The following is a 24,977-nucleotide window of genomic DNA, read 5'->3' on the forward strand; positions in this document are numbered from 1 at the left end:
CGGAGGTTGGTCCGGGGAGTGGTCGGCCGGGCTGCTGGGTGAGTCAGGCCACGGGGAGCAGGGAGCGGATGTAGGGCGCCGCGTGGGGCAGCGCCGCAGGTGCCTGCACGGCCAGCCGTGCCAACCGGGCGGCCCCGTCCAGGGAGGAGCCGGCGGGCGGGACGACGCGCGCCTCGGGTACGGCGGCGCGCAGCGCGTCGAGGAAGGGGCCGATGAGCAGGTCGCCTGCCGAGAAGAGCTCTCCGCACCAGGAGAGGACGGGAGGCTGATCGGCGGGCAGCGCCGACACCACGGTGTGCGCGAGGTGTTCCGCGGCCCGGCGCCAGATGCCACGTGCGACCAGGTCGCCCTCGTGTGCCGCCGTCGCCACGTCGGGTGCGAAGGCAGCCATCCGGCCGGCGACGTCGCCGTACGGGTAGAGCCGTGCGGGGATTCCCGCCGGGGGGCCGAACCGTTGCTCCGCGAGCTCCAGGAGCGGGCGGGAACCGTCGGGCCGGCCGTCGTGGGCCCGCATGGCCGCTCGCAGGCCGGCGGCGCCGATCCACGCCCCGCCGCCCTCGTCGCCGAGGAGGTGCCCCCAGCCGTCGCGGCGAAGCCACTGCCCGGCGAAGTCCGTGCCCAGGGCCACGACCCCCGTGCCTGCGGCTACGACCGCTCCCGGCCGCATGCCGAGCGCGCCGATGTGGGAGGTGACCATGTCCGAGGCGAGCACGACACGTGGTGTGCCGAACAGGTCGGCAAGCCCGTGGAGCAGACCGTCAGGTTGCGGGGTGAGGCCGAGCAGTCCGCTCATACCCACCCCCACGGCATCGACACGGGCGTGCGGGTGGGCGGTGCGCAGGGTGTTCAGTGAGTTTGCGAGGTCCCGCAGGAGAGCATCGGCGTCGATGCCCGTCGCGGACACGGTCCGTCCTTGCGCCAGGGCGACGGAAGCCGCCGTACCGGCGCTGCTCAGCCGCAGTCGCGCGCCGGTGCCGCCGATGTCGACAGCGGCCACACAGTCTGCCGGGCGGGCTGCGGACGTATCGGTGGTGGGCGTGGCATCAGAGGGTGCGTCGTTGTTCGCATCACTCATGGGCGGTGCTTCCTCGCTGGGTCGCGTTGGCTCTGCAGCGCGTGATGGGTGAGAGACAGGGCACGCATGGTCCGGTCGTACGTCCGTTGGGCGATGCCGACGAACAGGCAGTCGATGGTGAGGAGTTGGCTGATCCTGCTGGCAAGGGCGCCGGGTCGGAACTCCGTCTCCGCCCCGGCGGGGACCAGGACGTGATCCGCGAGCGTCGCCAGCGGGGAGCGCGGATGGTTGGTGACGGCCACGGTGGTGGCCCCCGCTCGGGCGGCCAGTCGCAGCGACCCCACGACGTCCTGGGTCTCTCCCGAGTAGGAGATGCCCACCGCGACGTCCTCGCGGCCGAGGAGCGCGGCACTGGTGAGTCCGCCGTGCACATCGCAGTACACATGGCTGGGATAGCCGATGCGCTCCAGTTTGTTGTGCAGGTCCATCGCCACGAGTCCAGAGGCCCCGGACCCGTGGATGTTGACCCGTCGGGCCTTGATCAACAGGTCGATGACCCGGCCCATGACCTCGGTGTCCAGCTGGGCCGCGGTGTCCGAGATGGCCTGCATCTCCTCGCCGGCCAGTTTGGTGACCATGTCGGACAGGGAGTCCTCGGGCGTGATGTCGCCGGTGACATGCCGTTCCGTGGTCCCACGGGCCGCTTCCGCGGCCAGTGCCAGACGCAGCTCGGAGTAGCCGCTGAAGCCGAGTGCCCGCGTGGTGCGCACGACCGAGGACTCGCTGGTCCCCGCCATCGCCGCGAGCTCCGACATGGTGCGGCGGGAGGCTCCGGCCTGGTCGTCGAGGAGGATCCTGGCGATGCGGACGCTTGAGGGGTTGAGGCTCGGCAGGAGGGCGCGGATGCGGTTCTCCAGGCGCTCGCCCCCGTTCGCGGTGGTGGAGTTTTCTGACGTGTTATCACTCATGTGGCGGAGATTACTTTCGGAGTTGGTCGGTTTCAACGACCGCTGGTCCGCTCGCCCCTGCCACGGCAGGCGCGTCACTCAGCTCGGGAAGTTCGAGGGCCGCCCGCGCCGCCTGCTTGCGCAGCAGTCGGCCGGGTACGTCGAGTGCCACCAGCAGGACCAGTGCGACGACGCCGATCGCGGTGAGGGTGGCCATGGCCGTACCCAGGCCCCAGGCATCGCCCAGAATCGCGCCGAACCATGGTGCGACACCGCCGCCCACGGCCCCGATGTTGTAGACGGTGCCCAGCCCGGAGGCACGGGTGCGGGCGTCGAAGAAGTCGTACAGGTACTTCGGGAGCAGCCCGGAGATGCCGAAGTTGGTCCCCATGAAGCAGAAGAGGAGGGCAACGAGCATCACGGTGCTGTCGGCGCCGACGGCGAACACGGGGAAGAGGAAGGCCAGGGAGACGAACAGGACACCCGCGTACGTACGTGCCGTACCGAATCGGTCGCCGAGGAAACCGGAGGCCGCCGTACCGATGACGGTGCCGAGACCGGAGTAGAACATGATGTCGCCGATGGTCCCGCGGTCGTAGCCGATCGACTGGAGGTAGGCCGGCATCAGCCCGGAGACGGGCCAGTTGGTGCAGAAGGCCAGGAAGACGACGAGGATCAGGATCAAGGTCACGGGCAGCCGTCGGCGGCCGAAGAGCGCGAAGGCGGAGAACTTGTGCTCCGAGCCCGCGTCCTTCGTCGCCTCCTCCCACTCGGGGCTCTCCGGTGCGGCCCTGCGGATGTAGACCGCCACGAACACCGGCAGGATGCCGAGGAAGAACAGGGCGCGCCAGCCGAAGTTCTCGACCACGGGCGCGTAGACCTGGGCGGCCACCAGGCCACCGACGGCGAAGCCGGTGATCAGGAAGGCGCTGGCCTTGTTCTTGAGCTGCTTGGGCCAGCTCTCCACCGCGTAGGTACTGCTCGCGCTGTACTCGCCCGCCATGCCGATGCCGACGATCAGGCGGAAGAAGAAGATGGCCGCGAAGCTCCAGGCCAGACCGCACAGGAACGTGCCTGCCGAGTAGAGCACGATCGACCAGACCATCGCGGTCTTGCGGCCGTACCGGTCTCCGATCGAGCCGAAGATGGCACCCCCCAGCCAGCGGGATCCGAAGGTCGCGACCAGCAGGGTGCTCGCCGTCGCGAGGGAGACGTCGAACTCGGTCGCGATGTCGGTGAGGACGTAGGTGAGCAGGACGAAGTCGAACCCGTCCAGCATGTATCCGATCCATGCGGCGGACAGCGCGCGGAACTGTGAGCGGTTCAGCTGCCGGAACCATGGCTTCCGGCTTGGGCTCGCAGACGACAACAGATACCTCCGAAGAGTCGGCTCGCCGATGGGCGGGCCGGGCGGGTCATGGGTTGCGGCGTCAGGTCTCCGGGACCCCGTGCCGTGCGTCGGGTACGAACGCGAGTCCTGAGAAGGGAACCGGAGTGGACGCGGAGGGGACGGAGGATTCCGCCGTCTCTGTTTTGGTGGGTGGAGATTAACTTCACGAGTGGGGTGGAGACAACCCCCTGTTCATCTTTCGGTCAAGAGCCGCCGAGGGTCGGAACCTGCCGACGGCCAGGGCTTGGCGCAAACGTGACTTGGCGCTTCTTCGACAGGCGCCGGGCTTGATCCATATCGGCCCGCAGGCTCTGATGTGCGCCATGCACGCTTCTCACGCGGCCCTGGCGGCCGCGCTTCTCCTCGCCTCCCTCGCGACTCCGGCCACAGCCGCGCCTCAGGGGCCGTCAGCCCCCGCCCCTACGGTGACGCGCATCGTCACGCTCGACAGCGCTCCCCCGACACGTGATCGGACGACGGCCAACCGCCGTGCCGCTCTCGCCGAAGTCGATTCCGCGCAGCGGGAGTTGCTGTCCGCCGCGGATCGAGCAGGCGTCGACGCGACCGTCGTGCGCCGCTACCGTCACGTGGTCAACGGCCTCGCGGTCACGCTCCCCGCCTCCCAGGCCGCACGTCTGGCCACTCTGCCCGGCGTCTCGTCGGTGTCCGAACCCGTCGTCTACGAGGCACCCGAGTCACCCACCCCGGTCTCCGCGGACCTGGTCAGCAAGGCGGTGGCGGACGCCGGTGCTGCTGCGGCAGGCCGTACCCGTGCCGACGAGGAGCCATCGGGGCGCGAGATCGTCACGGTCACCGATCTGACCGGAGTGCCGGAGGTCCACCGTGACGGCGTGACAGGCCGCGGCGTCACCGTCGGCATCGTGGACAGCGGCATCGCCTACGACCACCCCGCACTCGGCGGCGGCGGCTTCCCCAACGCGAAGGTCGTCGGCGGGCACGACTTCGCCGACAACGACGCCGACCCCTACGACGACGCGGCGGGATCGGCGGCCGGACACGGGACGCACGTGGCCGGCATCGTGGCCGGCAGCGACGGGCACATCCAGGGCGTCGCCCCGGCGGCGCAGCTGCGCGCCTACCGGGTGTTCGGGTCGGGCGGCGGCGCGGGCGAGGACGTCGTCCTGGCCGCCCTCGACCGTGCCGCGGCCGACGGCGTGGACGCCGTCAACATGAGCCTTGGTTCCTCCGGCGGCGCCCGTGCGAACAGCGTGCTCTCGGCCGCCGTGGACCGGCTCGTCGGCTCCGGCACCCCGGTCGCCGTCGCCGTCGGCAACGGATACGCCGGTCCCTTCCGTGCCTCCTCACCCGCGGTCGCCGACGAGGCGATCGCGGTGGGCAGCACATACAGCGACCGCAGCCCCTACCTGGCCTTCAGGCTCGGTGACGAGACGCGGCCCGTCGCCTACACACTGTCCGGGCGCGGCGCCAACACCCCCTCGACGGGCTCGGCTCCCTACGCCGTGATGCCGTCGAGCTGCGCACCGCTGCCCGAGGGCAGTCTGCGCGGGAAGATAGCGCTCTTCACCCCGGCGAAGTGGGACGGCACCGGCACGATCTGCCGCCCGATGGACCTCGCCCGCACCGCTGAGGCGGCCGGTGCGGTGGCCGCCGTCAACCACGACCCCCAGATGCCCGCGGACGCCATCCCCGGCTCACCCTGCTGCGGTACGTCGGCCATCCCCGTGCTGGGCATCAGCGAGGCGGACGCCCGCCGCGTCCTCGCCAAGCCGGCGGGCACCGAGCTCTCCTGGGGCGCGTACGCCGGTATTCCACTGAAGGAGGACGCCGCAGGGCTCATGGACCACGGCTCCGCCTGGGGCCCCGGCAACGAGCTCGAGTTCAAGCCCGACATCGCCGCTCCCGGCGGCTACATCCTGTCCGCCATGCCGAAGTCCCTCGACTGGTACGGGGTCGCCTCGGGCACATCCATGGCGTCCCCGCACGTCACCGGGGTCATCGCCTTGCTCCTGGAGAAGAACCCCGGCCTCTCGCCCCGCGAACTTCGCACCACTCTCCAGAACACGGCGACACCCCTCGGCATGACCGGCGATCCGTCACGCGGCGCGCAGCCCGTCGCCCAGCAGGGCGCGGGCCGCGTCGACGCGGCGGCGGCAGTCGCCTCCGTCACGCGGGCCGAGGTCGCCGCCTCACCTTCGGAGCTGGCGCTCAAGGACCTCGAAGGCCGGAGCGTGACCCGGCAGATCACCGTCCGCAACGACTCCGAAGAGACACTCACGTACGAGGTGGGTCACCGGTCGGCCGTCTCCGCAGCGCCGCCGTACACCAGTGAGTGGCAGGCCGATGACGCGGGCGCCGCGGTCCGCGTCGGAGGACCGGAGCGGATCACGCTCCGGCCGCACAGCAGCCGTACCGTCCCGGTCCACGTGCGCCAGCCGGAAGGTGTGCCCGAGGGCACGCTATTCGGCGGCTGGGTCGAGTTCGTTCCTACCTCCGGTCAGGAGCCCGTACTCCGTGTGCCCTACCAGGGGATGGCCGGTGACTACGACGCCGTGTCCGCCATCAACCCCACGTTCTCCGCGCTCAACACCACGCTGGACAACCCGGCCCTGCGGCCCGCTGAGTGGAACTTCGGCAAGAACCTGCCGCTCACCGTCGACCTCACCGACACGAGCACGGCCAACGACCAGGCCGTGGCCATGCTGTCGCACGGCTACCCGCTGCTCAAGCGCATGCGGCTGAACGTGCTGAACGCCTCCGGTGCGGTGGTGGCCACGCCGTACGACGAGTCCTGGATCACCCGTATCTCGGGTGCCGGCACCGGCGTCGACTTCTACCCGTGGGACGCCACCCTGAGCGACGGCAGCCCGGCCCCGGCCGGCATGTACCGGCTGCGCTTCGTCTTCGACAAGGCGCTGGGCGATCGGGACCACGCACCCGGGACGGAGACCTGGACGTCGCCCGATGTGACACTGGTGCGCTGACACCCGAACCCCTCGCGAACCCCCGTGCCCTCCGCAGGTTTCCACACGGAGGGCACGGGGGCTTCGCGTGTCCGGCCGCCGAAGTCCTATTGTGCGTACTGACACAGCCGTCCGACCTGTGAGAATCCGGTCCGACGCGGAGCGGAGGCGAGGAAACTGTGCTGCAGGATCTCGGGCTCACAAGCCAGGATGAGCGCGTCTACCGGGCATTGATCGAGCGGCCGGAAGCCGGAGCGGACGAGCTGCTCGCCGGATGCGACGGGCTCGGCGGTCTCCGGGAGGTCAGGGAGGTCCTCGGTGCGCTGATCGCCCGTGGGCTGATCACCCGGCAGCCGGACGGCGAGCGATTCACGGCCCACGCCGTCGAGCAACTCCAGTACCGCAGGGCCTCCCTCGCCGTCGTACGCGACACGGAGGGCCGACTGACCGGCCTGATCAGCCTCGACGACCTCATCATCCGGCTGATGGGAGCACAAAGGGTGTGACATTCGGCGGCCGACTTCCACGCCCGCGCCCGCCCCGAGGCGGAAGAGGTGTCCTCGCGGTGGTGGCCGAGGTGGGTCGTGGACCGTATGGCAGCAGCCAATCGGTCTCGCGGCACAGCGGATGCGGTGCAGCGAACGCTGCACCGCATCCGCTGGAGCCGGATCGAGCGAGACGCAGCCGGACGGAAACAGGCCGGTATGCCCGGCTCTCCGAGAAAACCGCAGGTGAGACGCGTCGCCGGTGTGGGTTCGAGTCCCACCCGCCCCACTGAGCATCCTTGGTATAATCGCTCTGACCTGGGGAAACGCGTTTTTCGGCGCGTAGGGGGCGTCGGTCAGGTGGAGAGCACGGCGGCAAGCATCCGCCGGACGACCGGGGTCAGCTCGGTCACGTCGGGCACCGGGCGGGTCGCGGCCGTCGCGCCGGCGAGCCGGTCGTACAACAGGCCGTCGGTCCAGGCGACGAGCAGGTCCGCCGCCCACGCTGGATCGGGAGCGCCGAGCGCGGCCAGCACGTCGGCGGCCTTGGACCGTGCGGCGCGGCCTGCGGTCTGCAGGTCGGCACGCAGCTCCGGGCGGCGGGTCGCCTCCAGGCTGAGTTCGAATCGGGCGAGCTGGCGGTCTCGTTCCACCGTTAGCCAGTGGTGCAGCAGTGCGGCCAGCGCCTCTGCGGCGGAGTCCGGGTCCGGGGGCCCATGCTCCGCTTCCCACCGGCCCACGTCGGCGACCGACAGTTCGGCCAGGCGGAGGTAGCAGGCACTGATCAGAGCGCTACGCGTGCGGAAGTAGTACGACGTGCTGCCGGTCGGCAGCCCCGCGGCGGCGTCGACCGCGCGATGGGTCAAGCCGCGCAGCCCGGCGGTGGCCACCGTGGTGATGGCGGCGTCGGCGATCAGGTCTCGGCGATCAGGGAGGGGCACACCCCGCACTCTACAGGTGTAGAGTGCGCAGCATGCGTCTCTACGGCTGTAGAGGCGGCGTGTGGATGGGTGGGGGGGCAGTCGACATGGGTGTTCGTCACGCCGTCGTGGCCGGAGGCGGCATCGGGGGTCTGACCGCGGCGGTGGCCCTGAGCCGCTGCGGATGGCGCGTGACCGTGTGTGAACGGGCTCCCGCCCTCACGGGTATCGGCGCCGGCATCGTGCTCGCTCCCAACGCACTGCGCGCCCTGGACTCGATCGGCCTGGGCCCCGAGGTGTGGGCGGGTGACGCACTGCCCGGCCCGGTCGGGCTGCGTACCCCCGACGGCACGTGGCTGAGCCGATCCGACAGCGGTGCCATGTCCACCCGCTACGGGCTCTCCACGCGCGCCGTGCACCGCGGCTTCCTGATCGACGCCCTCGCCGCCGCACTGCCGCCCAACGTCGTACGCCCCGGCGTATCGGTGATCGGTGTGGACGACGCCGGGGGCGCCGTGGTCGTACGCACGTCGGCGGGCGACCTGCGTGCCGACGTCGTAGTGGCGGCCGATGGCATGCGCAGTGTCCTCCGCGGACACCTCTTCCCCCGGCATCCCGGGCTGTGTCACGCCGGTGAGGCCGGATGGCGAGCGGTGTTGCCCGGTGGCGGCCTGCCTCCCCAGCAGGCGGCCGAAACCTGGGGTCGAGGCGAGCGGTTCGGCGTCGTTCCCCTCGTCGACGGCAGGATCTACGTCTACGCCACCACCGTCACCGGCCCCGGCGCGCAGCCGACCGACCACCACGCGGAACTGCCCCGACGCTTCGGCGCGTGGCACGATCCGATACCCGCGCTGCTGGACCGGCTGAACCGGCGGAACCCTGACCCGGTCGGCATACTCCACCACGACTTCTACGAACTTGGCTCGCCCCTGCCCCGGTTCCACGCCGGCCGGGTGGCCCTGCTCGGTGACGCCGCCCACGCGATGACGCCCAATATGGGCCAGGGGGGCTGCCAGGCCATCGAGGACGCGGTCGTCGTGGCGCACCTCCTCGCACGCGACACCGACGTACCAGCCGCGCTCGCCGCCTACACCAAGGCCAGACACCGGCGAACCACCCTCATCAGCCGCCGCTCCCGACGCATGGGCGAACTCGCACGGCTCTCCCACCCCCTTGCCACGTCCATCCGAAACCTCGCGCTACGCGCCACGCCGCAGGTGGTCGCGTTGAGGGCCCTGGACACGGTCCTCGGCTGGCAACCCCCTTCCGGCCTCGCCCCCACCTCCGGCAACCTCAATGCCCATGCCAAGGAGCAACCATGAACAGCGCGGTCACATCCCGCACCCTCGCTCGGACGGACGCCGTCCGGCCCTTCAAGGCCGGCGCCTACGGCTTCGTCTTCCTGGGCATCGGCCATCTCGCCCTCTCCGTCGCCGCGGCGCTGGCCACCCAGACACCGGAGCGGCGTGAAGTCGACACGGTCATGCGGGAGTCCACGTTCGCCCTGCTGGGTCTGGAACGCACCGTCCTTGACGTCTTCAACGGCATGAGCATCGCCATGGCGTTCTTCAGCATCACCTGCGGTCTGCTGATTCTCGCCGCCGTCCGTCACGCCCCCGCCCTCGTCCAGCGCCGTACCGCCTTCGGATGGTTCGCCCTCGCGGTCTCCCTGGCCGTCCTGGTGGTATCCGTACTCCTGCTGCCCCCTCCGCCGATCGTCGTGCTCACCGTCACCAGCTGCGCTTTCGGCCTGTCGTTGCGCAGGGCGACCACTGTCTCCGCTCACGCGGCAGAGGTCGCATGACGCAGGTCACCACGCCCGTCCGAACGCTTGGGTGCCCGCCAGAGCGAAAGACAGCCTCCGGCGGGTCCTGTCGGACTCGACGGCGCCCGCGGATGGCTGTTGCCTGCGCCGGAGAGCAGCTCGGTCCGTGACGCGGAGTCCCGGCCGGCGAACAGTCCGGGCATCTTCCCCGGACTGTTCGGTGCTCGCGGCTGTTCGGCGATCGAGTGATCAAGAACTCTCGGCGAAGGTGACGGACCAGGCGTAACCGCTGAGGCCGTCGTGCGGGACCCGGCGGACTTCTCTGACCTGGCAACCGTCGTGGGCGTACTTGAGCGCGAACCGATCGAGACGCTGCGCGTCGGTGAGCTCCTCCATCGAGAGCGGCGCCCCGACAACAAGGTCCTCGTGGAGGACCGAGTCGGATGCGGCACCGTCTGAACAGGCCAAGCAATGATGCGTTCTGGGTAGGGCCATACGTTCAGTGTGCTCCTCTCCCGGCCGCCCCGGAGCCGCCGAGCCGACCGCTCAGCCTTCGCGGCCCCGTACCGGCCGCCCCGGGCAGCACCCGCCGCAGGTCATCACGGTGCAGGCGGCGCGCCCGAAGAGGGCCGTGCGCGTACGACGCCTTGGTCGCCCCGCGGTCCGAAGAGGCGCAGGATCTCCACCGCGCCGCCGTGCGCCGGTCCGAACCAGTGCGGGTTCCCCGTATCGGGCCCGTTCGTGCAGGCTGAAGCCGCGATGCGGCGATGCCGCGGAGATGGTGGTCGAGAGGGGGGATCGAGGGAGGTTCAGGTGCCGGGGGTCACCGCGTCAGCGCCCTTGCGCGGGGAGACCGCTTCCTGAGGCGCGGCGCCGTGGGCGAGCAGCTTCAGGGACGTCGCGGAGGGGGACCCGGGGGCGGCGGTGGCGATCACCACGGCCGGTCGGCTTCCTTGCGGACTCTGGAGTGTCTGCTGGGTGACGGTCAGGGTTCCGACCGTGGGGTTGTGCATCTCGTAGTCGGCGACATCGCAGGCCAGGATCCGATGATCGGCCCACATGGTGGCGAACTCCGGGCTGCGCATGATCAGTTCGCCGACGAGCCCGGCCAGCAGAGGATCCTGCGGGTACCGGCCGGCCGTGATGCGCAGGTTGCCGACCACGGCCTTGGCCTTGGCAGGCCAGTCGGTGTAGAGGTCGCGGGTGTGAGCATCGAGGAACACCAGCTTGGCCATGTTCGGCCGTCGACCGGGTTCGTCGGGGCTGTCCCGGTCGAGATGACCGGCGAACAACGCGTGACCCTGCGTGTTCCAGGCCAGAACGTCGTTACGGCGGCCCATGGCGATGGCGGGGGTGCCTTCGAGAGCTGCCAGTAACGCGCTGGTGGCCGGGGTGATGCGCTCGGGGCGGGGGCGTGGTGCGGCTTTGCCCCGCTTCGGTTCACGGGCAAGCTCGTGCAGATGGGCCCGCTCGGACTCATCCAGACGCAGAGCGGTCGCGATGGCATCGAGCACCCCCCGCGAGGCGTTGCGCGACTGGCCCTGCTCGAGCCGGGTGTAGTACGGCGCACTGATGCCCGCCAGCATCGACAACTCCTCCCTTCGCAGCCCCGGTACGCGGCGCCGCTCGCCGTAGGTCTGCAACCCGACATCCTCGGGACGCAGAAGGCCTCGGCGAGCCTGGAGGAAGTCGGCGAGCTGCCCGTGCTTGTTCATGAGAAGGAGTATGTGCGGCGCCGCCGAACCGCGCCTCACCCTGCTGGGGTACGGATCCACAGGGTCTGGCTGCTCCGCGCTCCGGCCTCCAGGATGAGCCGCACCCCCTCTGCTGCCTTCACCTCTGGGAGACCCCGGTGAGCACCTCCACGTCCGAGAACACCTACCCCGCCCCACGCAATCCGCTGGCCGGCCTTGATCTGGCACCCTTCACCTTCAACAGGCGGCACTGGGTCGACCTGACGCCGGACTCCGTATATCACCTGATCAGCGACGTGTCTCTGATCGGGACGTGGAGCCCGAGCGCCAGCGCCGTGAGCTACGACCCGGGAGAGGGCCCATGGGCCGGCGCACGGTTCAGCGGACGCAATCGCCGAGACGGAAGCGAATGGGTCACCCACTCCGAAGTGGTCCGGGCAGATCCGGGTTCCGCGTTCGCCTTCGTCGTCGGCGGAGCCGAGCAAGGCATCGTCCGCTGGGACTGGAACCTCTACGAGCAGGGCGCCGGCACCATCGTGGAGCAGACCTGGCGACTGCGGCGGACCGACCCGGTGCTGGGCGACACACCCGAAGACCTCCTTGCCCTGCGGGACCACATGGCGATCAGCGCGGAGGCCACCCTGCTCTCCCTGGCAGAGTGGATCGCGGGCCGCCCCACTCAGTAACGGCCGGACCCGGCTCAGGCGAAGCACGCCGAAGACGCTCGCCATGCGGGCCCCGGCCCGACCGGCGAGCGCGAGACCGGCCGCGGCCGGCGTCGACCGCAGGCGCTCGGTCTGCCGGCCGTACCGACGGGTCAGCCCCGGCATCTGCTCGGCGAAGGTCCGGCGCCCGCACGAGACGACCGGACAGAGGAACCGGCGGACTCGTAAACAGACGACGACCCGTCTGCCCCCACTGGGCACATCCACGGGAAACCGCAGGGCCGACTTCAGACACGCGGTCCGGACCAGCTCACCACCTGGCCCCATGCCCGGTGTGCCAGCGCCTCCACCTGCACAGTGGTCGTAGCCGGCCCGGCTCCCGCCTCGGATACCGTGTTCCTCTACGGGGTGCCATAACGGATGTGACGCCCCCCACCGGAGGTAGTCAGCGTATGAGTTCAAAGCGCAGCAAGAATCCAGCCCTGCCCGTACTTGACGACGCATTCCGACTCGCGTCGGTCAAGGACGCCGAAGAGTCCACCCGTGACTTGGCCGCGCGGCTGGCCACCACCGAGCTGCGCCGCGTTTCCCACCCGGGCCGGATCACCTGGGAGCCAACCGATCAGGCCGAGCCCGTACCGGTCCCGCCGACTGTGGTCGACTGTGACGGGGACCTGTGGCTGCGGGACCGGGGCACTGGCACCTGGACCATGCCCGAGTTCAACCCGAAGGAGTTCCCGGCCCGCTGCGGCGAGGTTCTGACGTGGAACCAGCTTGCCTGCGAGTTCGGCCCGCTTACCGCACTGGCCGACGACCGCCGCATCGGCGGCGGCCGGCGCTGACCCCGCAGCCTTCTGGGACGACCGCGCCCTGAAGCGTCCGCTACGGGTAGCTGGGAGCCCCAGCTCACCGCCGCACCAGCTCGTCGACGGCGGCCGCCGGGCCGATGCCGAAGACCCGCGCTTCGGCGGCGGCCTCGGCGAGGACGTCTTCGTCCAGGTCATCGAGGGCCTCACGCCACGGAGCGGCCGCAGCGTCGAAGGCGGCCGAGGCGGCAGCGCCTGGAGCCTTCGGCGTGGGCAGCGATCCGCTTGCACCTCGCCGGTGGTCGATGACTTCTTCACCGATGGTGACTGACACGGGCAGGGGAGAGGGGCGAATGGTCGAGGGGGCGGCGTGCACTCCGGGAAGGCCGTGACTGGGTGCTCAGCAGGCGATGCGTTTGACAGACAACGTCAGAAGCCTTTCGGGGTGCGGATGAGGACGGCGCTGCGGGCGCCGTCCTCGGACTCGCGATCAGACGACCGTCTTCACCTGAGGCGACACGGACGCGATGTTCGTACCTGCGGCCCGGAACCCGCCCTGGGCGGCCGCGTGTGCGTTCTCGTCGATGTCGGCGTCCATCGGCTCGTCACGGTGGTGTTCCGCCGCCTCGTTCCCCTCGGCCTCGAAGGTGCGCAGCAGATCGGCCGCGACGCTCACGGCGATGGTCGCGGGGTCCTTGCCGGTGATGTCGGCCAGCCCGATCGGGGTCTTGATCCGGTCGGTGGCCGCCTCGTCGTGACCCCCCTCCGTGAGGAGGCGTTTGCGGAACCGCCCCCACTTGGCCGCCGACCCGATCAGCCCGATCGAGCCGAGGTGGGATGTCCGCAGGGCGGCGTCGCAGAGAGCGGCGTCCTCGGCATGATCGTGGGTCATGATCAGGACGTGGGTGCCCCTCGGCAACTCTTCGAGGACCTCCTCGGGGAGCAGCGGAGTGTGGTGTACCCGCACCCCCGCCACCGCGTCCGCGAGGACGGCGAGCCGCTCCTCGGCGAGGATGTCCGAGCGGCTGTCGATCAGATGGAGGTCGAGGTCCTGCCGTGCCAGGACGCGCGCCAGCTCCATCCCGACGTGTCCGACGCCGAAGATCGCCACCGCCCGTACCACCGGGAGCGGTTCGAGCAGCACCGAGACCGTGCCGCCGCAGCACTGGACGCCGTGCCGGTTGGTCACCTTGTCGTTCAGGGCGAAATCCAGCAGCTCCGGTTCGGCCGCGGAAGCGGCGATCAGCTCCCGGGCCCGGTCGATCGTGACCGCCTCGACGTTGCCGCCACCGATCGAGCCCCAGGTCTCGCTCCGCCCCACGACGAGTTTCGCCCCGGCGTTCCGAGGGGCGTGCCCGCGCACGGTCGCGACGGTCACCAGCACGCCGGCCTCCCGACGTGCTCGCAGCCGGGCGACCGCGGCGAACCAGGTCATGTCAGGCACCGCTCAGCGCTTCCGCCTCGGTTCGCGTCCCGGCCCCGGTGGTGGACCCGTCGCCGTGGTGACCGTCAGGGGAGGAGGCGGCCCGGCGGCTCGCCTCGATCGCCCAGTACACCGCCTCCGGTGTGGCGGGCGAGGCGAGTTCCACGCTCACTCCGGCGGGCCCGAACGCCGCTGCGGCCTGCCGCAGCGCCTCCCGTACCGAGAACGCCAGCATCAGCGGAGGCTCACCCACGGCCTTGGACCCGTAGACCGCGCCCTCCTCGGTGGCGTTCTCCAGCAGCCGTACGTGGAACTCCTCCGGCATCTCCGAGAAGCTGGGCAGCTTGTACGTACTCGCCGCCTGGGTCAGCAGCCGGCCGCGGCCCGGCCCGTCACCGGTGTCCCAGCGCATGTCCTCCAGCGTCAGCCAGCCCGCGCCCTGCACGAAACCGCCCTCGACCTGACCGATGTCGATCATCGGGGAGAGGCTGTCGCCGACGTCGTGCACGATGTCCACCCGTCGTACGCGGTACGCGCCGGTGAAGCCGTCCACCTCCACCTCGGCCGCGGCGGCACCGTAGGAGAAGTACTTGAACGGTGAGCCCTGGAACGCCTTCGCGTCCCAGTGCAGCCCCTCGGTCCGGTAGAAGCCCGACGCCGACAACTGCACGCGCTGGAGGTACGCGGTGCGCACCAGGTCGTCCCAGGCCAGCTCCGTCTCGCTGCCGAGGGCACGTACGACGCCCTCGACGATGCGTACGTCGGAGGCGTTCGTCCCCAGCCGGCCACCGGCCACCTGGAGCAGCCGGTCGCGGATCTGCTCGCAGGCGTTCTTCACCGCCGCGCCGTTGAGGTCGGCCCCCGCGCTGGCCGCGGTGGCGGAGGTGTTGGGCACCTTGTCGGTCCGCGTCGGGGCGAGGCGCACCTTGTGCAGCGGGATGCCCAGCGTCGTCGCGGCCACCTGCAGCATCTTGGTGTGCAGGCCCTGACCCATCTCGGTGCCACCGTGGTTGATCAGGACCGAGCCGTCCTTGTAGACCAGGACCAGCGCGCCGCCCTGGTTGAAGGCGGTGAGGTTGAACGAGATGCCGAACTTGATCCCGGTGACCGCGAGTCCCCGCTTGGTGTTCGGGTGTGCGGCGTTGAACGCCGCGATCGCCCGCCGCCGGTCGGCGACGCCGCCGTCGGCGCACACCTGCTGCCAGACGGTGGAGATCCGTTCGGGGTGCGTGACCAGCTGCCCGTACGGCGTCGTCTGCCCCGGCCGGTAGAAGTTGCGTTCCCGCAACTCCATCGGGTCCAGGCCGAGCAGCGGCGCGCACCTGCCCATGATGTCCTCGATCACCAGCATGCCCTGCGGCCCGCCGAAGCCGCGGAAGGCGGTGTTGGAGACCTTGTTGGTCCTGGCGATCCGGCCCGCGACCCGTGCGTTGGGGATCCAGTAGGTGTTGTCGATGTGGCACAGCGCACGGGCGACCACCGGCTCGGACAGGTCCAGGCTCCAGCCGCCGTCCGCGGTCAGGGTGGCGTCCAGGGCCTGGATACGGCCTTCGGCGTCGAAGCCGATCCTCCACTCCGCGTGGAACCCGTGGCGCTTGCCGGACATCGTCAGGTCCTGGGTGCGGTTGAGCCGGACCCGGACCGGCCGGCCGGTCAGCCGGGCGCCGAGCGCGGCGACGGCCGCGAAGCCGTGCGGCTGCATCTCCTTGCCACCGAAGCCGCCGCCCATCCGCAGGCACTGCACGGTCACCTCGTGACTGTGCAGGCCGAGCACGTGCGCGACGATCTCCTGTGTCTCGGAGGGGTGTTGGGTACTGCTCTGGACGAACAGCTGCCCGCTCTCGTCGACCAGGGCCAGCGCCGCGTGCGTCTCCAGATAGAAGTGTTCCTGGTCGGAGAAGTGGAACTCGCCCGAGAACACGTGCGCGGAGTCGGCGAAGCCGGCGTCGACGTCGCCGGTGAGCATCATGGGCCGGGCGCCGTGGAAGCTTCCGGCCGCGATCGCGTCCCCCAGCGCGATCAGGGAGGGCTGTTCGTCGAGGTCGACCTCGACGGCCGCCGCCCCGAGCCGGGCCGCCTCCAGCGTCTCGCCGAGCACCCAGGCGACCGCGTGACCGTGGAACATCACCGTGTCGGGGAACAGCGGTTCGTCGTGCTTCATGCCGGCGTCGTTGACTCCGGGCACGTCGGCGCCGGTCAGCACGCGGACCACACCGGGCACGGCGAGCGCGGGCCCGGTGTCCAGCCGGCTGATCCTGCCGTGGGCCTTCATGACCTGGACCGGGTAGGCGTGCAGCACGTCCTTGGTGCGATGGACCAGGTCGTCGGTGTAGAGCGCGGCGCCGGTGACGTGCTGGACGGCACTCTCGTGCGGCATCGACACGCCGACGACCGGCTTCGCGGGGCGCTGGGACAACTGGCTCATGGGGAAACCGCCTCGGTGGTCTGCGCGTACAGCTTCAGCAGGCTCTGGCCCAGCATCGCGGAGCGGTAGGCGGCGCTGGCGCGCTGGTCGTTCATCGGCGTGCCCTCCGCCCGCAGCACCCGCGCCGCGGCTTCTACGGTCTCCGCCGCCCACGGCCTGCCCTCCAGGGCCTCCTCGGTGGTCAGGGCGCGGATCGGGGTGGCGGCGACTCCGCCCAGACCGATGCGGGCCTTCCGGACGATCCCGTCCTCGACGTCGAGCGCGAAGGCGACCGCCACGCTGGAGATGTCGTCGAAGCGCCGCTTGGCGATCTTGTGGAAGGCCACGACCGGCGACAGCGGCAGCGGGACGCGTACCGCGCGGATCAGCTCGCCGGGACGGCGCACGCTCTGCCGGTAGCCGGTGAAGTACTCCGCGAGGGGAACCTGTCGTTCTCCGTCGGCGTCGGCGAGCACCACCGACGCCTCCAGGGCGAGCAGCACCGGCGGGCTGTCTCCGATGGGGGAGCCGGTCCCCAGATTGCCGCCCAGCGTCGCGCCGTTGCGGATGAGCCGCGACGCGAACTGCGGGAACAGCTCCGCCAGCAGCGGGACCCGGCCGTCGAGGCGGCGTTCGATCTCGGTGAGCGTCAGCGCCGCCCCGATCTCGACGGCGTCGGACCCGACGCGCAGCTCCCGCAGTTCGGGCAGCCGGTCGACGGCGATCACGCAATCCGCCCTGCGGGCGCGGATGTTCACCTCCACGCCCCAGTCGGTGGAGCCGGCGACCACCACCGCGTCGGGCCGCTCGCGCAGCAATCGCAGGGTCTCGCCCAGGGTGCTCCTCCGCAGGAACGTGCTGCCGTCCCGGACGTACTCGGTGGCGACGGGTGCGGGCGGGGACTGCGCACGACGCTGTGCGAGCTGGTCCCCTTCGGCGGGCGCGCCGACGGCGAACGCGGCATCGCGAATCGGACGGTATCCGGTGCAGCGGCACAGGTTTCCGCTCAGCGCGTGCAGATCGAAGCCGTTCGGTCCGTGCTCGGGGTCGGTGCCCTCGGCCGGCTCCGCGTGGGCGCAGCGGTCGGGCCGGTAGTACTCGGCGGCCATGCTGCAGACGAACCCTGGTGTGCAGTAACCGCATTGGGAGCCGCCGCGGACCGCCATCTCCTCCTGCACCGGGTGCAGCGTGCCCGGCGGGCCGGACGCGCCGACGGTGGCGAGCCCCTCGGAGGTGACCACCTCCTGTCCGTCGAGCGCCGCGGCCGGGAGCAGGCAGGCGTTGACCGCCACCCAGTCGGTGGGCTCGTGCGTTCCGGGACGGGCGACCAGGATCGCGCAGGCGCCGCACTCACCCTCGGCGCAGCCCTCCTTGGTGCCGGTGAGGCCGCGCTCGCGCAGAAAGTCCAGCACCGTGGTGTGGGGCGCGGCCGGTGAGATCAGTGCTTCGGTCCCGTTGACCGTGATGCGTGGCGCCGTCACGACAGGCCTTCGTTCCGTTGCGCGGTGGGTCGGTTCATCATCTTCGTCAATGTCGGACAGCTCTCTTGATTCGGACGCGCCACGGGAGAGGAGTGGGCGCGAAACGGCGCACGCACGACAGCGATGCGCCGCGAAAGAGTGACGGAAAAGGGGGAAGCGGCGAGGCGGGACAGCCGAAAGGTGCCACGGAAGGGCACAGGAGAAGGGGGGCGCGCTCAGCAGCCGTGCGCGATACGCCCCGGAACCCAGGCGGTGCACTCGGCGAGGCGACCGAGGTCGGAGTAGGTGAACATCAGCTGGTCGCCTCCTTTCGAGGGCCGGGGGTCGGCGTTCACGGCAAAGTAGTTGCTGCCGTCAGGGAGGTCAAGAGGCCGTCCGGCGTGGAGGCTTGCGCGAGCGGTTTCCGTGACCGCCGTGTGGCTCCATCGCCTGCCTGTGGCCTGTGGCCTGTGGCCTGTTGCCTGCCCGCTGCCTGCTGTCTGCTGCCTACCGTGCGCCGTACGCGCGTCTGCCTTACGCACATCTGCCGTACGCGCGCATATCGCAGGCCTTACTCCCGCCCGCCGCCCCCCCGAGCGCCCCGCACCCCGGGGCCGTGTCCCAGCGGCTGTATCCCGGGGCACGGCTCTTGACGACGGTCGCGAGGCCTCCCCATACTGACGGCCAAATCGATTTGGCCAAATCGATTTGGCCCTCCGTTCGGGGCCGGATCGCGGCTGATGTCCGAGCGTTCCTCACGCCCGAATTGGAGCACCGACGTGTCCAGTCATCGCCAGCCCGCACCCGGAGCTGAACAACCCCCGACGCCGGAGCCGGTCACCCACGAAGCCGCGCACCCAGCTGTGCCCGGCACCGCGCTCGACGCCCCCCACCCAGCTGGGCCCCCACCTGTGCACCCCGTCGACGAGTCGCGCCCCCTGGGGCGGATCGTCCTCTTCGGGATTCAGCACGTCCTCGTCATGGCCGCCACCCCCATCTCGGCGATCTTCCTGATGAGCGCCACCCTCCGGCTCGACGCCGGCCTGACCATCAACCTGCTCTCCGCGGCGTTCGTGCTCTCCGGCGTCGGGTCGCTGATCCAGTCGCTCGGGCCGTGGAAGTTCGGTCCCCGGCTGCCGTTCGTGATGCTGCCCGGCGGCGCGCCGCTCATCCTGTTCATCGCCATCGCCGAGCAGCACGGTCTGCGCACCGCCACCGGCGCGGTCATTCTCACCGCGGCCTTCTACTTCGTCGTCCTGCCGGTCTTCTCGCGGCTGCTCAGGTTCTTCCCGGCCCTGGTCATCGGCACCATGATCGTCATCGTCGGCGTCAACCTGGTGAAGGTCGGGGCGGTCCTCGTCACCGGCCGGCCCGGCGAGCCGGGGTTCGCGGACCCGACGAACCTCGGGCTCGGCATGGCGACGATCGGATTCACCGTCGTCTTCTATCTGCTGTTCACCGGCATCCTGCGGCAACTCGCCGTCATGCTCGGACTGGTCGCCGGTACGGTGCTGGCCGGGCTCCTCGGCAGCATCGACCTCGGTAGCGCCGCCGAAGGCGGTCTGGTCAGCGTGCCGGAGCTGATGCCGTTCGGCTCGCCCCAGTTCAGCCTGATCGCCGCGCTGCCGCTGATGCTCTACAGCCTCGCCTCCATGGCGGAGGCCACCGGCCAGACCGTCATCAACGCCGAGGCCGTCGGCAAGGAGATCGACACCCGCACCGACGTCCCCAAGACCGTCCGGGGTGACGCGCTGACCTCCCTCTTCGGCGGGTTCTTCGGGCTGCCGCTGATGGTGACCAGCGGCGAGAACATCGGGATCGTCCGGGTCACCGGCGTCCGCAGCCGCTACGTGACCGCCGCCGCCGGTGTGGTCCTCATCGTCATCGGGTTCCTCGCGCCGGTGACCCGCGCGATCAGTGTCGTCCCGTCGGCCGTGGTCGGTGGCACGGCGATGGTCGTCTTCGCGGTGATCACCGTGCTCGGCGTGCAGATGCTCGGCCGTTCCGACCTCGACCAGCACACCTCCACCTTCATCTGCGCCGTCGCCCTCGCGCTGGGCCTGTTGCCGATCCTCATCCCCGGCGTGTACGCCGGCTTCCCGCCGAACGTCCGCATCCTCCTCGAAAGCGGCGTCGCCGTCGGCGCGTTCGTCGCCGCCGTACTCAACATCCTGTTCCACCACGTCAGGCCGCGCGTCGCCGCCCGGCTGACCACCTCACGCACGGAAAGCGACCGATGACCCAGCTCACCCGCGACCACCTCGACTCCTCCGGCCCGCTCCTCCTCGTACCCGATGCCGTGCTGCTGCCGGAAGGGACCGTCGGCGGCTACGCGGTCGTCGTCGCCGACGGCTCCTTCCGCGCCGTCGGACCCGCCGGGGAACTGGCGCGTACGCACCCGCACCTCGACGCCGTCACGCTGCCCGGCCATCTCCTGATGCCCGGCTTCGTCGACACCCACCACCATCTGACCCAGAGCTTCGGCTCCGCGCTCGCCTTCGGTGAGCCGTCGGAGATCTTCCGCAGGGTCTGGGTTCCGCTGGAAGGGGCGCTGGACGAGGAATCGGCCTATGCCGCGGCCAAACTGGCGGCGTTGGAGGCCCTGCGCGGCGGCTTCACCACCGTCACCGACGCCGGTACGCGTGCCGATGTGGACGTCGACATCGTCGCGTCGGCCGCTCGTGACGCCGGAATCCGCTGCGTACTCGGCCTCGTGTGCAACGACGTCGCCGGCGACGCCGCGACCGCCGCCGAGGACGCCGCGACCACCACCACCGCCGTCCTCGAAAGCGCCGAGAAGCACCTCGCCCGGTACGACGGCGATCCGCTGATCCACGCCTCCCTCGCCGTCTCGATCCCCGAAGCGGCCACCTCGTCGACCCTTCACCGCACCGCACGTCTCGCCGCGGACGCCGGCGCGATCGTGCAGATCCACGTCAACGAGCACCTGGCCGGTGTCGAACGCTCCCTCGTACGGCACGGACTGCGCCCGCTCGAACACCTCCACAGGATCGGCGCGCTCGGCCCTCAACTGCTCGCCGCCCACGCCACCTTGCTCACCCCCCGCGAACTGACCCTGCTCGCCGACACCGGGACCGCCATCAGCTACAACCCGGTGGCCAGCGCCTGGAAGGGCAACGCCGTCGCCCCGGCCACCGCCATGGCCGAACGCGGCATCCGCTTCGGGCTCGGCACGGACGGCACCCGCGGCGACGGGTTCCGGCTCGCGGACGCGGCCGAGTTCGCCCAGCGGATCGCCTACGGGCTGGCCACCGGGGACTCGTCGTGCGGCGCCGGCTGGACCTGGCTCGAACACGCCACCGCGGGCGGCGCCGACGCGGTCGGCCTCGGTGCCCGCACCGGCACGGTCGCCGAGGGGCTGGCCGCCGACTTCCTCCTCGTCGACATCACCACCCCGGAGCTGGCGCTCTCCCGGGACGTGCCGTGGGAGCTGGTACGCCGGGGCAACCGCGACCAGATCACCGCCGTGTTCGTCGCCGGAGACCTACGGCTGTGGCGCGGTCTGCCCACCGGCTGGGACGGCCCCGCCTTCGTGCGGCAGGCGGCCGAACTGGCCCGTACCGCGGTCGAGAAGGCGCCCATCACGCGGGTTCACCCCACGTCCACGGCGGCACGACAGGGGAGCACCGCAGCCACGGTGGCACGGCAGGGGGGCACCGCACGGTGAGTACGGAAGCACTCGCGGTCCTCGCCGTCACGGTGGCCGTCGCCGCGTTCGTCCAGGGCAGCAGCGGTCTTGGTTTCGCCCTGATCGTCGCGCCCGTGGCCGGGATGCTCGACCCGGGTCTGCTCCCGGTGTTCGTCCTGGCGGCCATGATCCCGCTCAACCTGTACGTCGCCTGGCGCGAACGTGCCTCGATCGACCTGCGCGGCGCGGGCTGGATCACCGCGGCCCGGCTGGCCGCCACGCCCGCCGGGCTCGCGCTGCTCTGGCTCATCCCGGACCGCAGCATCGGCCTGTTCGTCGGCATCGCCACCGTGCTGGCCGCGGTGGTGAGCCTGGTCGCCCCCGCCTTCACCCCCGGCCGGGCGGCCTACCTCGGGGCGGGCGTGGTGACCGGACTCACGGAGACCGCGACCGGCGTCGGCGGCCCTCCGCTCGCGCTCGTCTACCAGCACCGGCCGCCCGCGGAACTGCGCTCGACCGTCGCCGCCTGCTTCCTCGTCGGGGAAGTGGCCTCGCTGGGCCTGCTGTTCGCGACCGGGGAGGGCGAGCCCGGACACCTGGGTCTCGCGGCGGCGCTGCTGCCGGTGATCGCCGTGGGCGCGTGGCTGAGTCGGCTGGTGCACCACCGGCTGGACGCGCGCCGCATGCGGCTGTGCGTCCTCGTCTTCGCCCTGGTCTCCGGTCTTGTGCTCATGCTCGGGCTGTGACCCGCAGCGACGAGGCACGCGGAACGACCCGTGGCTCGGGCGCCGTCGCCACCGTGGCGGCGGCGCCCTCACCGCGCAGCCGGCCGAGCAGCAGCTCCACCGCGGCGGCCGCCGCACGGTCCAGATGAAGGTCCACGGCGGTCAGCGGCGGCTCGCAGGTGCGCGCACGCAGCCCGTCGTAGCGGGTGACGACCATGACGTCGCCCGGCACGGTCCGCCCGCTGTCCCGGATCGCCCGCACCGCGCCCACCGCGAACGCGTCCACCAGGGCGCAGACCGCGTCGGTGGTGGGGTGCTCGGCCAGCAGGGCGGCACAGCTCTCGTACCCGGCCTGCTCGCCGCCCGCCTCCGGGGCGCTCGCCACGACGGGCTGCCAGCCGTACCGCTCGGCGACCCGCTCGTACGCGGCGAGCGCGTCGACCGACGAGTGGCGTGATCCGGAGCCGACGATCAGCGCGGGCCGCCGGGCACCCTGCTCGCGCAGATGCGCGAACAGCAACTCGGCGACCGGCCCGCCGCGCAGATCGACGTACGGCGACGTGTCATCCGGCGACACCGGCCGGCCGAGCGACACGTAAGGCAGCCCTCGCTCCCTCAACTGCGCCGCGGCGGCGTCGTTCACGTCCGGCTCGACGACGATCGCGCCGTCGATGTCAACGGAGTACAGCGCGGACCCCGACTGCACGGGCGGGACGAGCACCAGCGCGTAGCCGTGCAGCAACGCGCTCTCCGCGGCGGCGGCGGCGATCTCCATGTAGAACCCGAGCCGCGACGGCCCACCGGCCACCGCGAACGGCATCGAGGAGGCGAGCGCGATGGCCTTCGCCTCCCCCCGGCGCAGCCGCTGGGCCCGCAGATTGGGCCGGTAGCCGAGCTCGGCGGCGACCCGCTTGATGCGTTCCCTGGTCCGCGGATCGACCTTGCCGATCCCGTTGAGGGCGTGGGAGACCGTCGTACGCGACACCTCGGCGAGCCGCGCGACATCGGCGATCGTCGGTGGCCGCGAGCCGGGACCGGAGGTTGGCATCGACGGGCACTCCTTGCGGGCTGAGGACGGGGCACCCCATCTTCGCCCACCGGCCTCATCGAGCGGCGTCCGGCAGCGGAACGGCCGGCGGGCCGACCCGGACGGTTCCGCCACCGTTACGCCGCTGTCCGCCGGTCCCGTCGCGCTCAGGCGGTGTAGCCACCGTCGACCGCCAGTGAGGTGCCGGTGATCCACTGGGCGTCCGGACCGGCGAGGAAGGCCACGGCCTTCGCGGTGTCGGCCGCCGCGCCCAGCACCTTCGCCGCGGTCCTCAGCCGCTCCTCCTCGGCCTCGTCCGTGCCGTCCGGGTTCATGTCGGTGACGGTGGGTCCGGGGTCCACGATGTTCGCGGTGATCCCCTTGGACGCCACGTCGTGGGCCAGGCCCTTGGTGAAGCCGATCAGCGCCGACTTGCTCATGGCGTACAGCGTCACGTCCGGGACCGGCACGCGGTTGGCCCAGCAACTGCCGATGCTGATGACGCGGCCGCCGTGTCCCATGTGGGGGAGGGCCGCCTGGGTGGCCAGGAAGACGGCGCGCACGTGGACGGCCAGCGTGCGGTCGATCTCCTCCAGCGTCACGCCCTCGATCGGGCCGTAGGGGAAGACGCCGGCGTTGTTCACCAGAATGTCGAGCCGGCCGAGCTCGGCCGCGGTCTGCTCGACGGACCGGACGACGGCCGCCGGGTCAGCGCTGTCGGCCCGGATGGCCAGGCCCTTGCGTCCGAGCGCCTCGATCGCCTTGACGACCTCCCGGGCCTTGTCGGCCGCGCTCACGTACGTCAGGGCGACGTCCGCGCCCTCCTCCGCCAGTCGGAGGGCGGTCGCGGCACCGATGCCTCGGCTTCCCCCGGTCACCAGTGCCACCTTGCCCGCAAGCTGAGGCATCCCGCTCCATTCACGCTAAGATTGATTTCTAGGTCGAACGATCCAGAAATACTAAACAGGCAGGATGGCCAGGGGTCAACCCATCCCCGAGGAGGCAGACATGGCCGAAAGAGGCCGACCGCGCGCGTTCGACCGGGCCGCGGCGCTGCGGCGCGCGATGGTGACGTTCTGGGAGCTCGGTTACGAGGGCACGAAGCTCACGGACCTGACCGCCGCCATGGGTATCAACTCCGCCAGCCTGTACAACACCTTCGGCTCGAAAGAGCAGTTGTTCCGCGAGGCCGTCGCGCTCTACGACCGCACCGCAGGCTCGGCGACCACCCGCGCGCTGCGCGAGGCGCCGACGGCGCGGGCCGCGGTGGAGGCCATGCTGCGCGGCAACATCGACACCTTCACCGATTCGGAGACCCCGAGCGGCTGCATGATCGTGCTGTCGGCCACGAACTGCTCGCACCAGAACAAGCAAGTCGCCGAGCACCTGGCCCAGTGGCGGCGGACTGCGGTCGCGGAGCTGGAGAAGCGGCTGGAGCGGGCCGTGGTGGAGGGCGAGTTGGGGCCGGGGGCAGATGTCCGCGCGATCGCCGCCTTCTACGCGACCATCCTGCACGGGCTGTCGATAGAGGCCCGGGACGGCGTGCCCTTGGAGCGGCTCCGCTCCACCGTGGACTATGCCGTGGCCCTGTGGGACTCCCTGGTGCGGCAGTCGGCCGGACAGCACTGAGGGGCGCCCGGCCGCATCAGGGCCGGACGCC

General features: G+C 71.1%; 22 protein-coding genes and 1 tRNA gene. 11 read left to right on the plus strand and 12 right to left on the minus strand.

Going from position 1 to position 24,977, the window contains the following annotated elements; all coding sequences use genetic code 11:
- Window positions 1–43: 43 nt before the first annotated feature.
- Genes ACIQRW_RS27435 through ACIQRW_RS27445 form a run of 3 tightly spaced genes read right to left on the minus strand, consistent with a single transcriptional unit; the run spans window position 44 to window position 3,241 of the window.
- On the minus strand, window positions 44–1,075 hold the full coding sequence (locus ACIQRW_RS27435; RefSeq protein WP_403764965.1) for an N-acetylglucosamine kinase: 1,032 nt from the start codon (window positions 1,073–1,075) through the stop codon (window positions 44–46).
- Complete coding sequence (locus ACIQRW_RS27440) at window positions 1,072–1,983, minus strand: MurR/RpiR family transcriptional regulator (protein WP_403764967.1); 912 nt, start codon at window positions 1,981–1,983, stop codon at window positions 1,072–1,074. The genes ACIQRW_RS27435 and ACIQRW_RS27440 overlap by 4 nt, the downstream gene beginning before the upstream one ends.
- A gap of 10 nt (window positions 1,984–1,993) precedes the next feature.
- Window positions 1,994–3,241, minus strand: a complete 1,248-nt coding sequence (locus ACIQRW_RS27445) for an MFS transporter (RefSeq protein ID WP_403764969.1) — start codon at window positions 3,239–3,241, stop codon at window positions 1,994–1,996.
- A 434-nt stretch (window positions 3,242–3,675) separates the two neighbouring features.
- On the opposite strand from ACIQRW_RS27445, the gene ACIQRW_RS27450 reads away from it, so the two are divergent.
- The 3 genes from ACIQRW_RS27450 (at window position 3,676) to ACIQRW_RS27460 (ending at window position 7,068) form a co-directional block, all read left to right on the plus strand.
- On the plus strand, window positions 3,676–6,315 hold the full coding sequence (locus ACIQRW_RS27450) for a S8 family serine peptidase (RefSeq protein WP_403764971.1): 2,640 nt from the start codon (window positions 3,676–3,678) through the stop codon (window positions 6,313–6,315).
- 158 nt (window positions 6,316–6,473) lie between these two features.
- Window positions 6,474–6,800 carry a hypothetical protein gene (locus tag ACIQRW_RS27455; RefSeq protein ID WP_403764972.1) on the plus strand — a complete coding sequence of 109 codons (327 nt, stop codon included), beginning with the start codon at window positions 6,474–6,476 and terminating at the stop codon, window positions 6,798–6,800.
- A 191-nt stretch (window positions 6,801–6,991) separates the two neighbouring features.
- Window positions 6,992–7,068, plus strand: a tRNA-Arg gene (locus ACIQRW_RS27460).
- A 67-nt stretch (window positions 7,069–7,135) separates the two neighbouring features.
- Here the strand turns inward: ACIQRW_RS27460 and ACIQRW_RS27465 are convergent.
- A complete protein-coding gene (locus ACIQRW_RS27465; protein ID WP_403764974.1) occupies window positions 7,136–7,720 on the minus strand; it encodes a TetR/AcrR family transcriptional regulator in 585 nt (194 codons plus the stop codon).
- An 86-nt stretch (window positions 7,721–7,806) separates the two neighbouring features.
- Between ACIQRW_RS27465 and ACIQRW_RS27470 the strand changes: the two genes are divergently transcribed.
- Together ACIQRW_RS27470 and ACIQRW_RS27475 are read left to right on the plus strand one after the other, a co-directional pair.
- A complete protein-coding gene (locus ACIQRW_RS27470; RefSeq protein ID WP_403764976.1) occupies window positions 7,807–9,021 on the plus strand; it encodes an FAD-dependent monooxygenase in 1,215 nt (404 codons plus the stop codon).
- Window positions 9,018–9,503 carry a hypothetical protein gene (locus tag ACIQRW_RS27475; RefSeq protein ID WP_403764978.1) on the plus strand — a complete coding sequence of 162 codons (486 nt, stop codon included), beginning with the start codon at window positions 9,018–9,020 and terminating at the stop codon, window positions 9,501–9,503. The genes ACIQRW_RS27470 and ACIQRW_RS27475 overlap by 4 nt, the downstream gene beginning before the upstream one ends.
- A gap of 210 nt (window positions 9,504–9,713) precedes the next feature.
- Here the strand turns inward: ACIQRW_RS27475 and ACIQRW_RS27480 are convergent, their stop codons facing one another.
- Entirely contained in the window at window positions 9,714–9,932 is a 219-nt protein-coding gene (locus ACIQRW_RS27480) for a hypothetical protein (protein ID WP_403764980.1), read from the minus strand.
- A 341-nt stretch (window positions 9,933–10,273) separates the two neighbouring features.
- On the minus strand, window positions 10,274–11,179 hold the full coding sequence (locus ACIQRW_RS27485) for a helix-turn-helix transcriptional regulator (RefSeq protein WP_403764981.1): 906 nt from the start codon (window positions 11,177–11,179) through the stop codon (window positions 10,274–10,276).
- Window positions 11,180–11,316: 137 nt separating this feature from the next.
- Here ACIQRW_RS27485 and ACIQRW_RS27490 point away from each other — a divergent pair, with 137 nt between their 5' ends.
- Both ACIQRW_RS27490 and ACIQRW_RS27495 read left to right on the plus strand, forming a co-directional pair.
- Window positions 11,317–11,844, plus strand: coding sequence for an SRPBCC family protein (locus tag ACIQRW_RS27490; protein ID WP_403764983.1), 528 nt, complete (start codon window positions 11,317–11,319; stop codon window positions 11,842–11,844).
- 431 nt (window positions 11,845–12,275) lie between these two features.
- Window positions 12,276–12,665 (plus strand): hypothetical protein, encoded by a 390-nt coding sequence (locus tag ACIQRW_RS27495; RefSeq protein ID WP_403764985.1) that lies wholly within the window; start codon window positions 12,276–12,278, stop codon window positions 12,663–12,665.
- Window positions 12,666–12,729: 64 nt separating this feature from the next.
- Here ACIQRW_RS27495 and ACIQRW_RS27500 read toward each other — a convergent pair whose 3' ends face one another.
- The 4 genes from ACIQRW_RS27500 to ACIQRW_RS27515 all read right to left on the minus strand — a co-directional run bounded on the left by ACIQRW_RS27500 (window position 12,730) and on the right by ACIQRW_RS27515 (window position 17,937).
- Window positions 12,730–12,963, minus strand: a complete 234-nt coding sequence (locus tag ACIQRW_RS27500) for a hypothetical protein (RefSeq protein ID WP_403764987.1) — start codon at window positions 12,961–12,963, stop codon at window positions 12,730–12,732.
- A 156-nt stretch (window positions 12,964–13,119) separates the two neighbouring features.
- A complete protein-coding gene (gene xdhC, locus ACIQRW_RS27505; protein WP_403764989.1) occupies window positions 13,120–14,064 on the minus strand; it encodes a xanthine dehydrogenase accessory protein XdhC in 945 nt (314 codons plus the stop codon).
- A gap of 1 nt (window position 14,065) precedes the next feature.
- Window positions 14,066–16,477 (minus strand): xanthine dehydrogenase molybdopterin binding subunit, encoded by a 2,412-nt coding sequence (gene xdhB / locus ACIQRW_RS27510; protein WP_403764991.1) that lies wholly within the window; start codon window positions 16,475–16,477, stop codon window positions 14,066–14,068.
- Entirely contained in the window at window positions 16,474–17,937 is a 1,464-nt protein-coding gene (locus ACIQRW_RS27515) for a xanthine dehydrogenase small subunit (RefSeq protein WP_403764993.1), read from the minus strand. Before ACIQRW_RS27515 ends, xdhB begins: the two co-directional genes overlap by 4 nt.
- Before the next feature lie 758 nt (window positions 17,938–18,695).
- Between ACIQRW_RS27515 and ACIQRW_RS27520 the strand changes: the two genes are divergently transcribed.
- From ACIQRW_RS27520 to ACIQRW_RS27530, 3 genes are read left to right on the plus strand one after another with little or no spacing between them, the layout of a single operon-like run.
- Window positions 18,696–20,156 carry a uracil-xanthine permease family protein gene (locus ACIQRW_RS27520; RefSeq protein ID WP_403764995.1) on the plus strand — a complete coding sequence of 487 codons (1,461 nt, stop codon included), beginning with the start codon at window positions 18,696–18,698 and terminating at the stop codon, window positions 20,154–20,156.
- A complete protein-coding gene (locus ACIQRW_RS27525; protein ID WP_403764997.1) occupies window positions 20,153–21,604 on the plus strand; it encodes an amidohydrolase family protein in 1,452 nt (483 codons plus the stop codon). Before ACIQRW_RS27520 ends, ACIQRW_RS27525 begins: the two co-directional genes overlap by 4 nt.
- On the plus strand, window positions 21,601–22,311 hold the full coding sequence (locus tag ACIQRW_RS27530; RefSeq protein WP_403764999.1) for a sulfite exporter TauE/SafE family protein: 711 nt from the start codon (window positions 21,601–21,603) through the stop codon (window positions 22,309–22,311). Before ACIQRW_RS27525 ends, ACIQRW_RS27530 begins: the two co-directional genes overlap by 4 nt.
- On the opposite strand, the gene ACIQRW_RS27535 is transcribed toward ACIQRW_RS27530, so the two are convergent.
- Both ACIQRW_RS27535 and ACIQRW_RS27540 read right to left on the minus strand, forming a co-directional pair.
- Window positions 22,295–23,338 carry a substrate-binding domain-containing protein gene (locus ACIQRW_RS27535; RefSeq protein ID WP_403765000.1) on the minus strand — a complete coding sequence of 348 codons (1,044 nt, stop codon included), beginning with the start codon at window positions 23,336–23,338 and terminating at the stop codon, window positions 22,295–22,297. The genes ACIQRW_RS27530 and ACIQRW_RS27535 overlap by 17 nt on opposite strands.
- A gap of 146 nt (window positions 23,339–23,484) precedes the next feature.
- On the minus strand, window positions 23,485–24,225 hold the full coding sequence (locus tag ACIQRW_RS27540) for an SDR family NAD(P)-dependent oxidoreductase (protein ID WP_403765002.1): 741 nt from the start codon (window positions 24,223–24,225) through the stop codon (window positions 23,485–23,487).
- Window positions 24,226–24,325: 100 nt separating this feature from the next.
- Between ACIQRW_RS27540 and ACIQRW_RS27545 the strand changes: the two genes are divergently transcribed.
- Window positions 24,326–24,946: a TetR/AcrR family transcriptional regulator gene (locus tag ACIQRW_RS27545; RefSeq protein ID WP_403765004.1), complete on the plus strand. Its 621-nt coding sequence runs from the start codon at window positions 24,326–24,328 to the stop codon at window positions 24,944–24,946.
- The last annotated feature ends 31 nt before the right edge of the window (window positions 24,947–24,977 follow it).

The sequence above is a fragment of the Streptomyces sp. NPDC091287 genome (genome assembly GCF_044768525.1).
GTDB lineage: Bacteria > Actinomycetota > Actinomycetes > Streptomycetales > Streptomycetaceae > Streptomyces.

Bases quoted from the DNA above. Each gene is read 5' to 3' on its own strand.
- ACIQRW_RS27435 (WP_403764965.1), bottom strand. From the start codon at position 1,075: ATGAGTGATGCGAACAACGACGCACCCTCTGATGCCACGCCCACCACC.
- ACIQRW_RS27440 (WP_403764967.1), bottom strand. From the start codon at position 1,983: ATGAGTGATAACACGTCAGAAAACTCCACCACCGCGAACGGGGGCGAG.
- ACIQRW_RS27445 (WP_403764969.1), bottom strand. From the start codon at position 3,241: ATGCTGGACGGGTTCGACTTCGTCCTGCTCACCTACGTCCTCACCGAC.
- ACIQRW_RS27450 (WP_403764971.1), top strand. From the start codon at position 3,676: ATGCACGCTTCTCACGCGGCCCTGGCGGCCGCGCTTCTCCTCGCCTCC.
- ACIQRW_RS27470 (WP_403764976.1), top strand. From the start codon at position 7,807: ATGGGTGTTCGTCACGCCGTCGTGGCCGGAGGCGGCATCGGGGGTCTG.
- ACIQRW_RS27475 (WP_403764978.1), top strand. From the start codon at position 9,018: ATGAACAGCGCGGTCACATCCCGCACCCTCGCTCGGACGGACGCCGTC.
- ACIQRW_RS27485 (WP_403764981.1), bottom strand. From the start codon at position 11,179: ATGAACAAGCACGGGCAGCTCGCCGACTTCCTCCAGGCTCGCCGAGGC.
- ACIQRW_RS27495 (WP_403764985.1), top strand. From the start codon at position 12,276: ATGAGTTCAAAGCGCAGCAAGAATCCAGCCCTGCCCGTACTTGACGAC.
- xdhC (WP_403764989.1), bottom strand. From the start codon at position 14,064: ATGACCTGGTTCGCCGCGGTCGCCCGGCTGCGAGCACGTCGGGAGGCC.
- xdhB (WP_403764991.1), bottom strand. From the start codon at position 16,477: ATGAGCCAGTTGTCCCAGCGCCCCGCGAAGCCGGTCGTCGGCGTGTCG.
- ACIQRW_RS27525 (WP_403764997.1), top strand. From the start codon at position 20,153: ATGACCCAGCTCACCCGCGACCACCTCGACTCCTCCGGCCCGCTCCTC.
- ACIQRW_RS27535 (WP_403765000.1), bottom strand. From the start codon at position 23,338: ATGCCAACCTCCGGTCCCGGCTCGCGGCCACCGACGATCGCCGATGTC.
- ACIQRW_RS27540 (WP_403765002.1), bottom strand. From the start codon at position 24,225: ATGCCTCAGCTTGCGGGCAAGGTGGCACTGGTGACCGGGGGAAGCCGA.
- ACIQRW_RS27545 (WP_403765004.1), top strand. From the start codon at position 24,326: ATGGCCGAAAGAGGCCGACCGCGCGCGTTCGACCGGGCCGCGGCGCTG.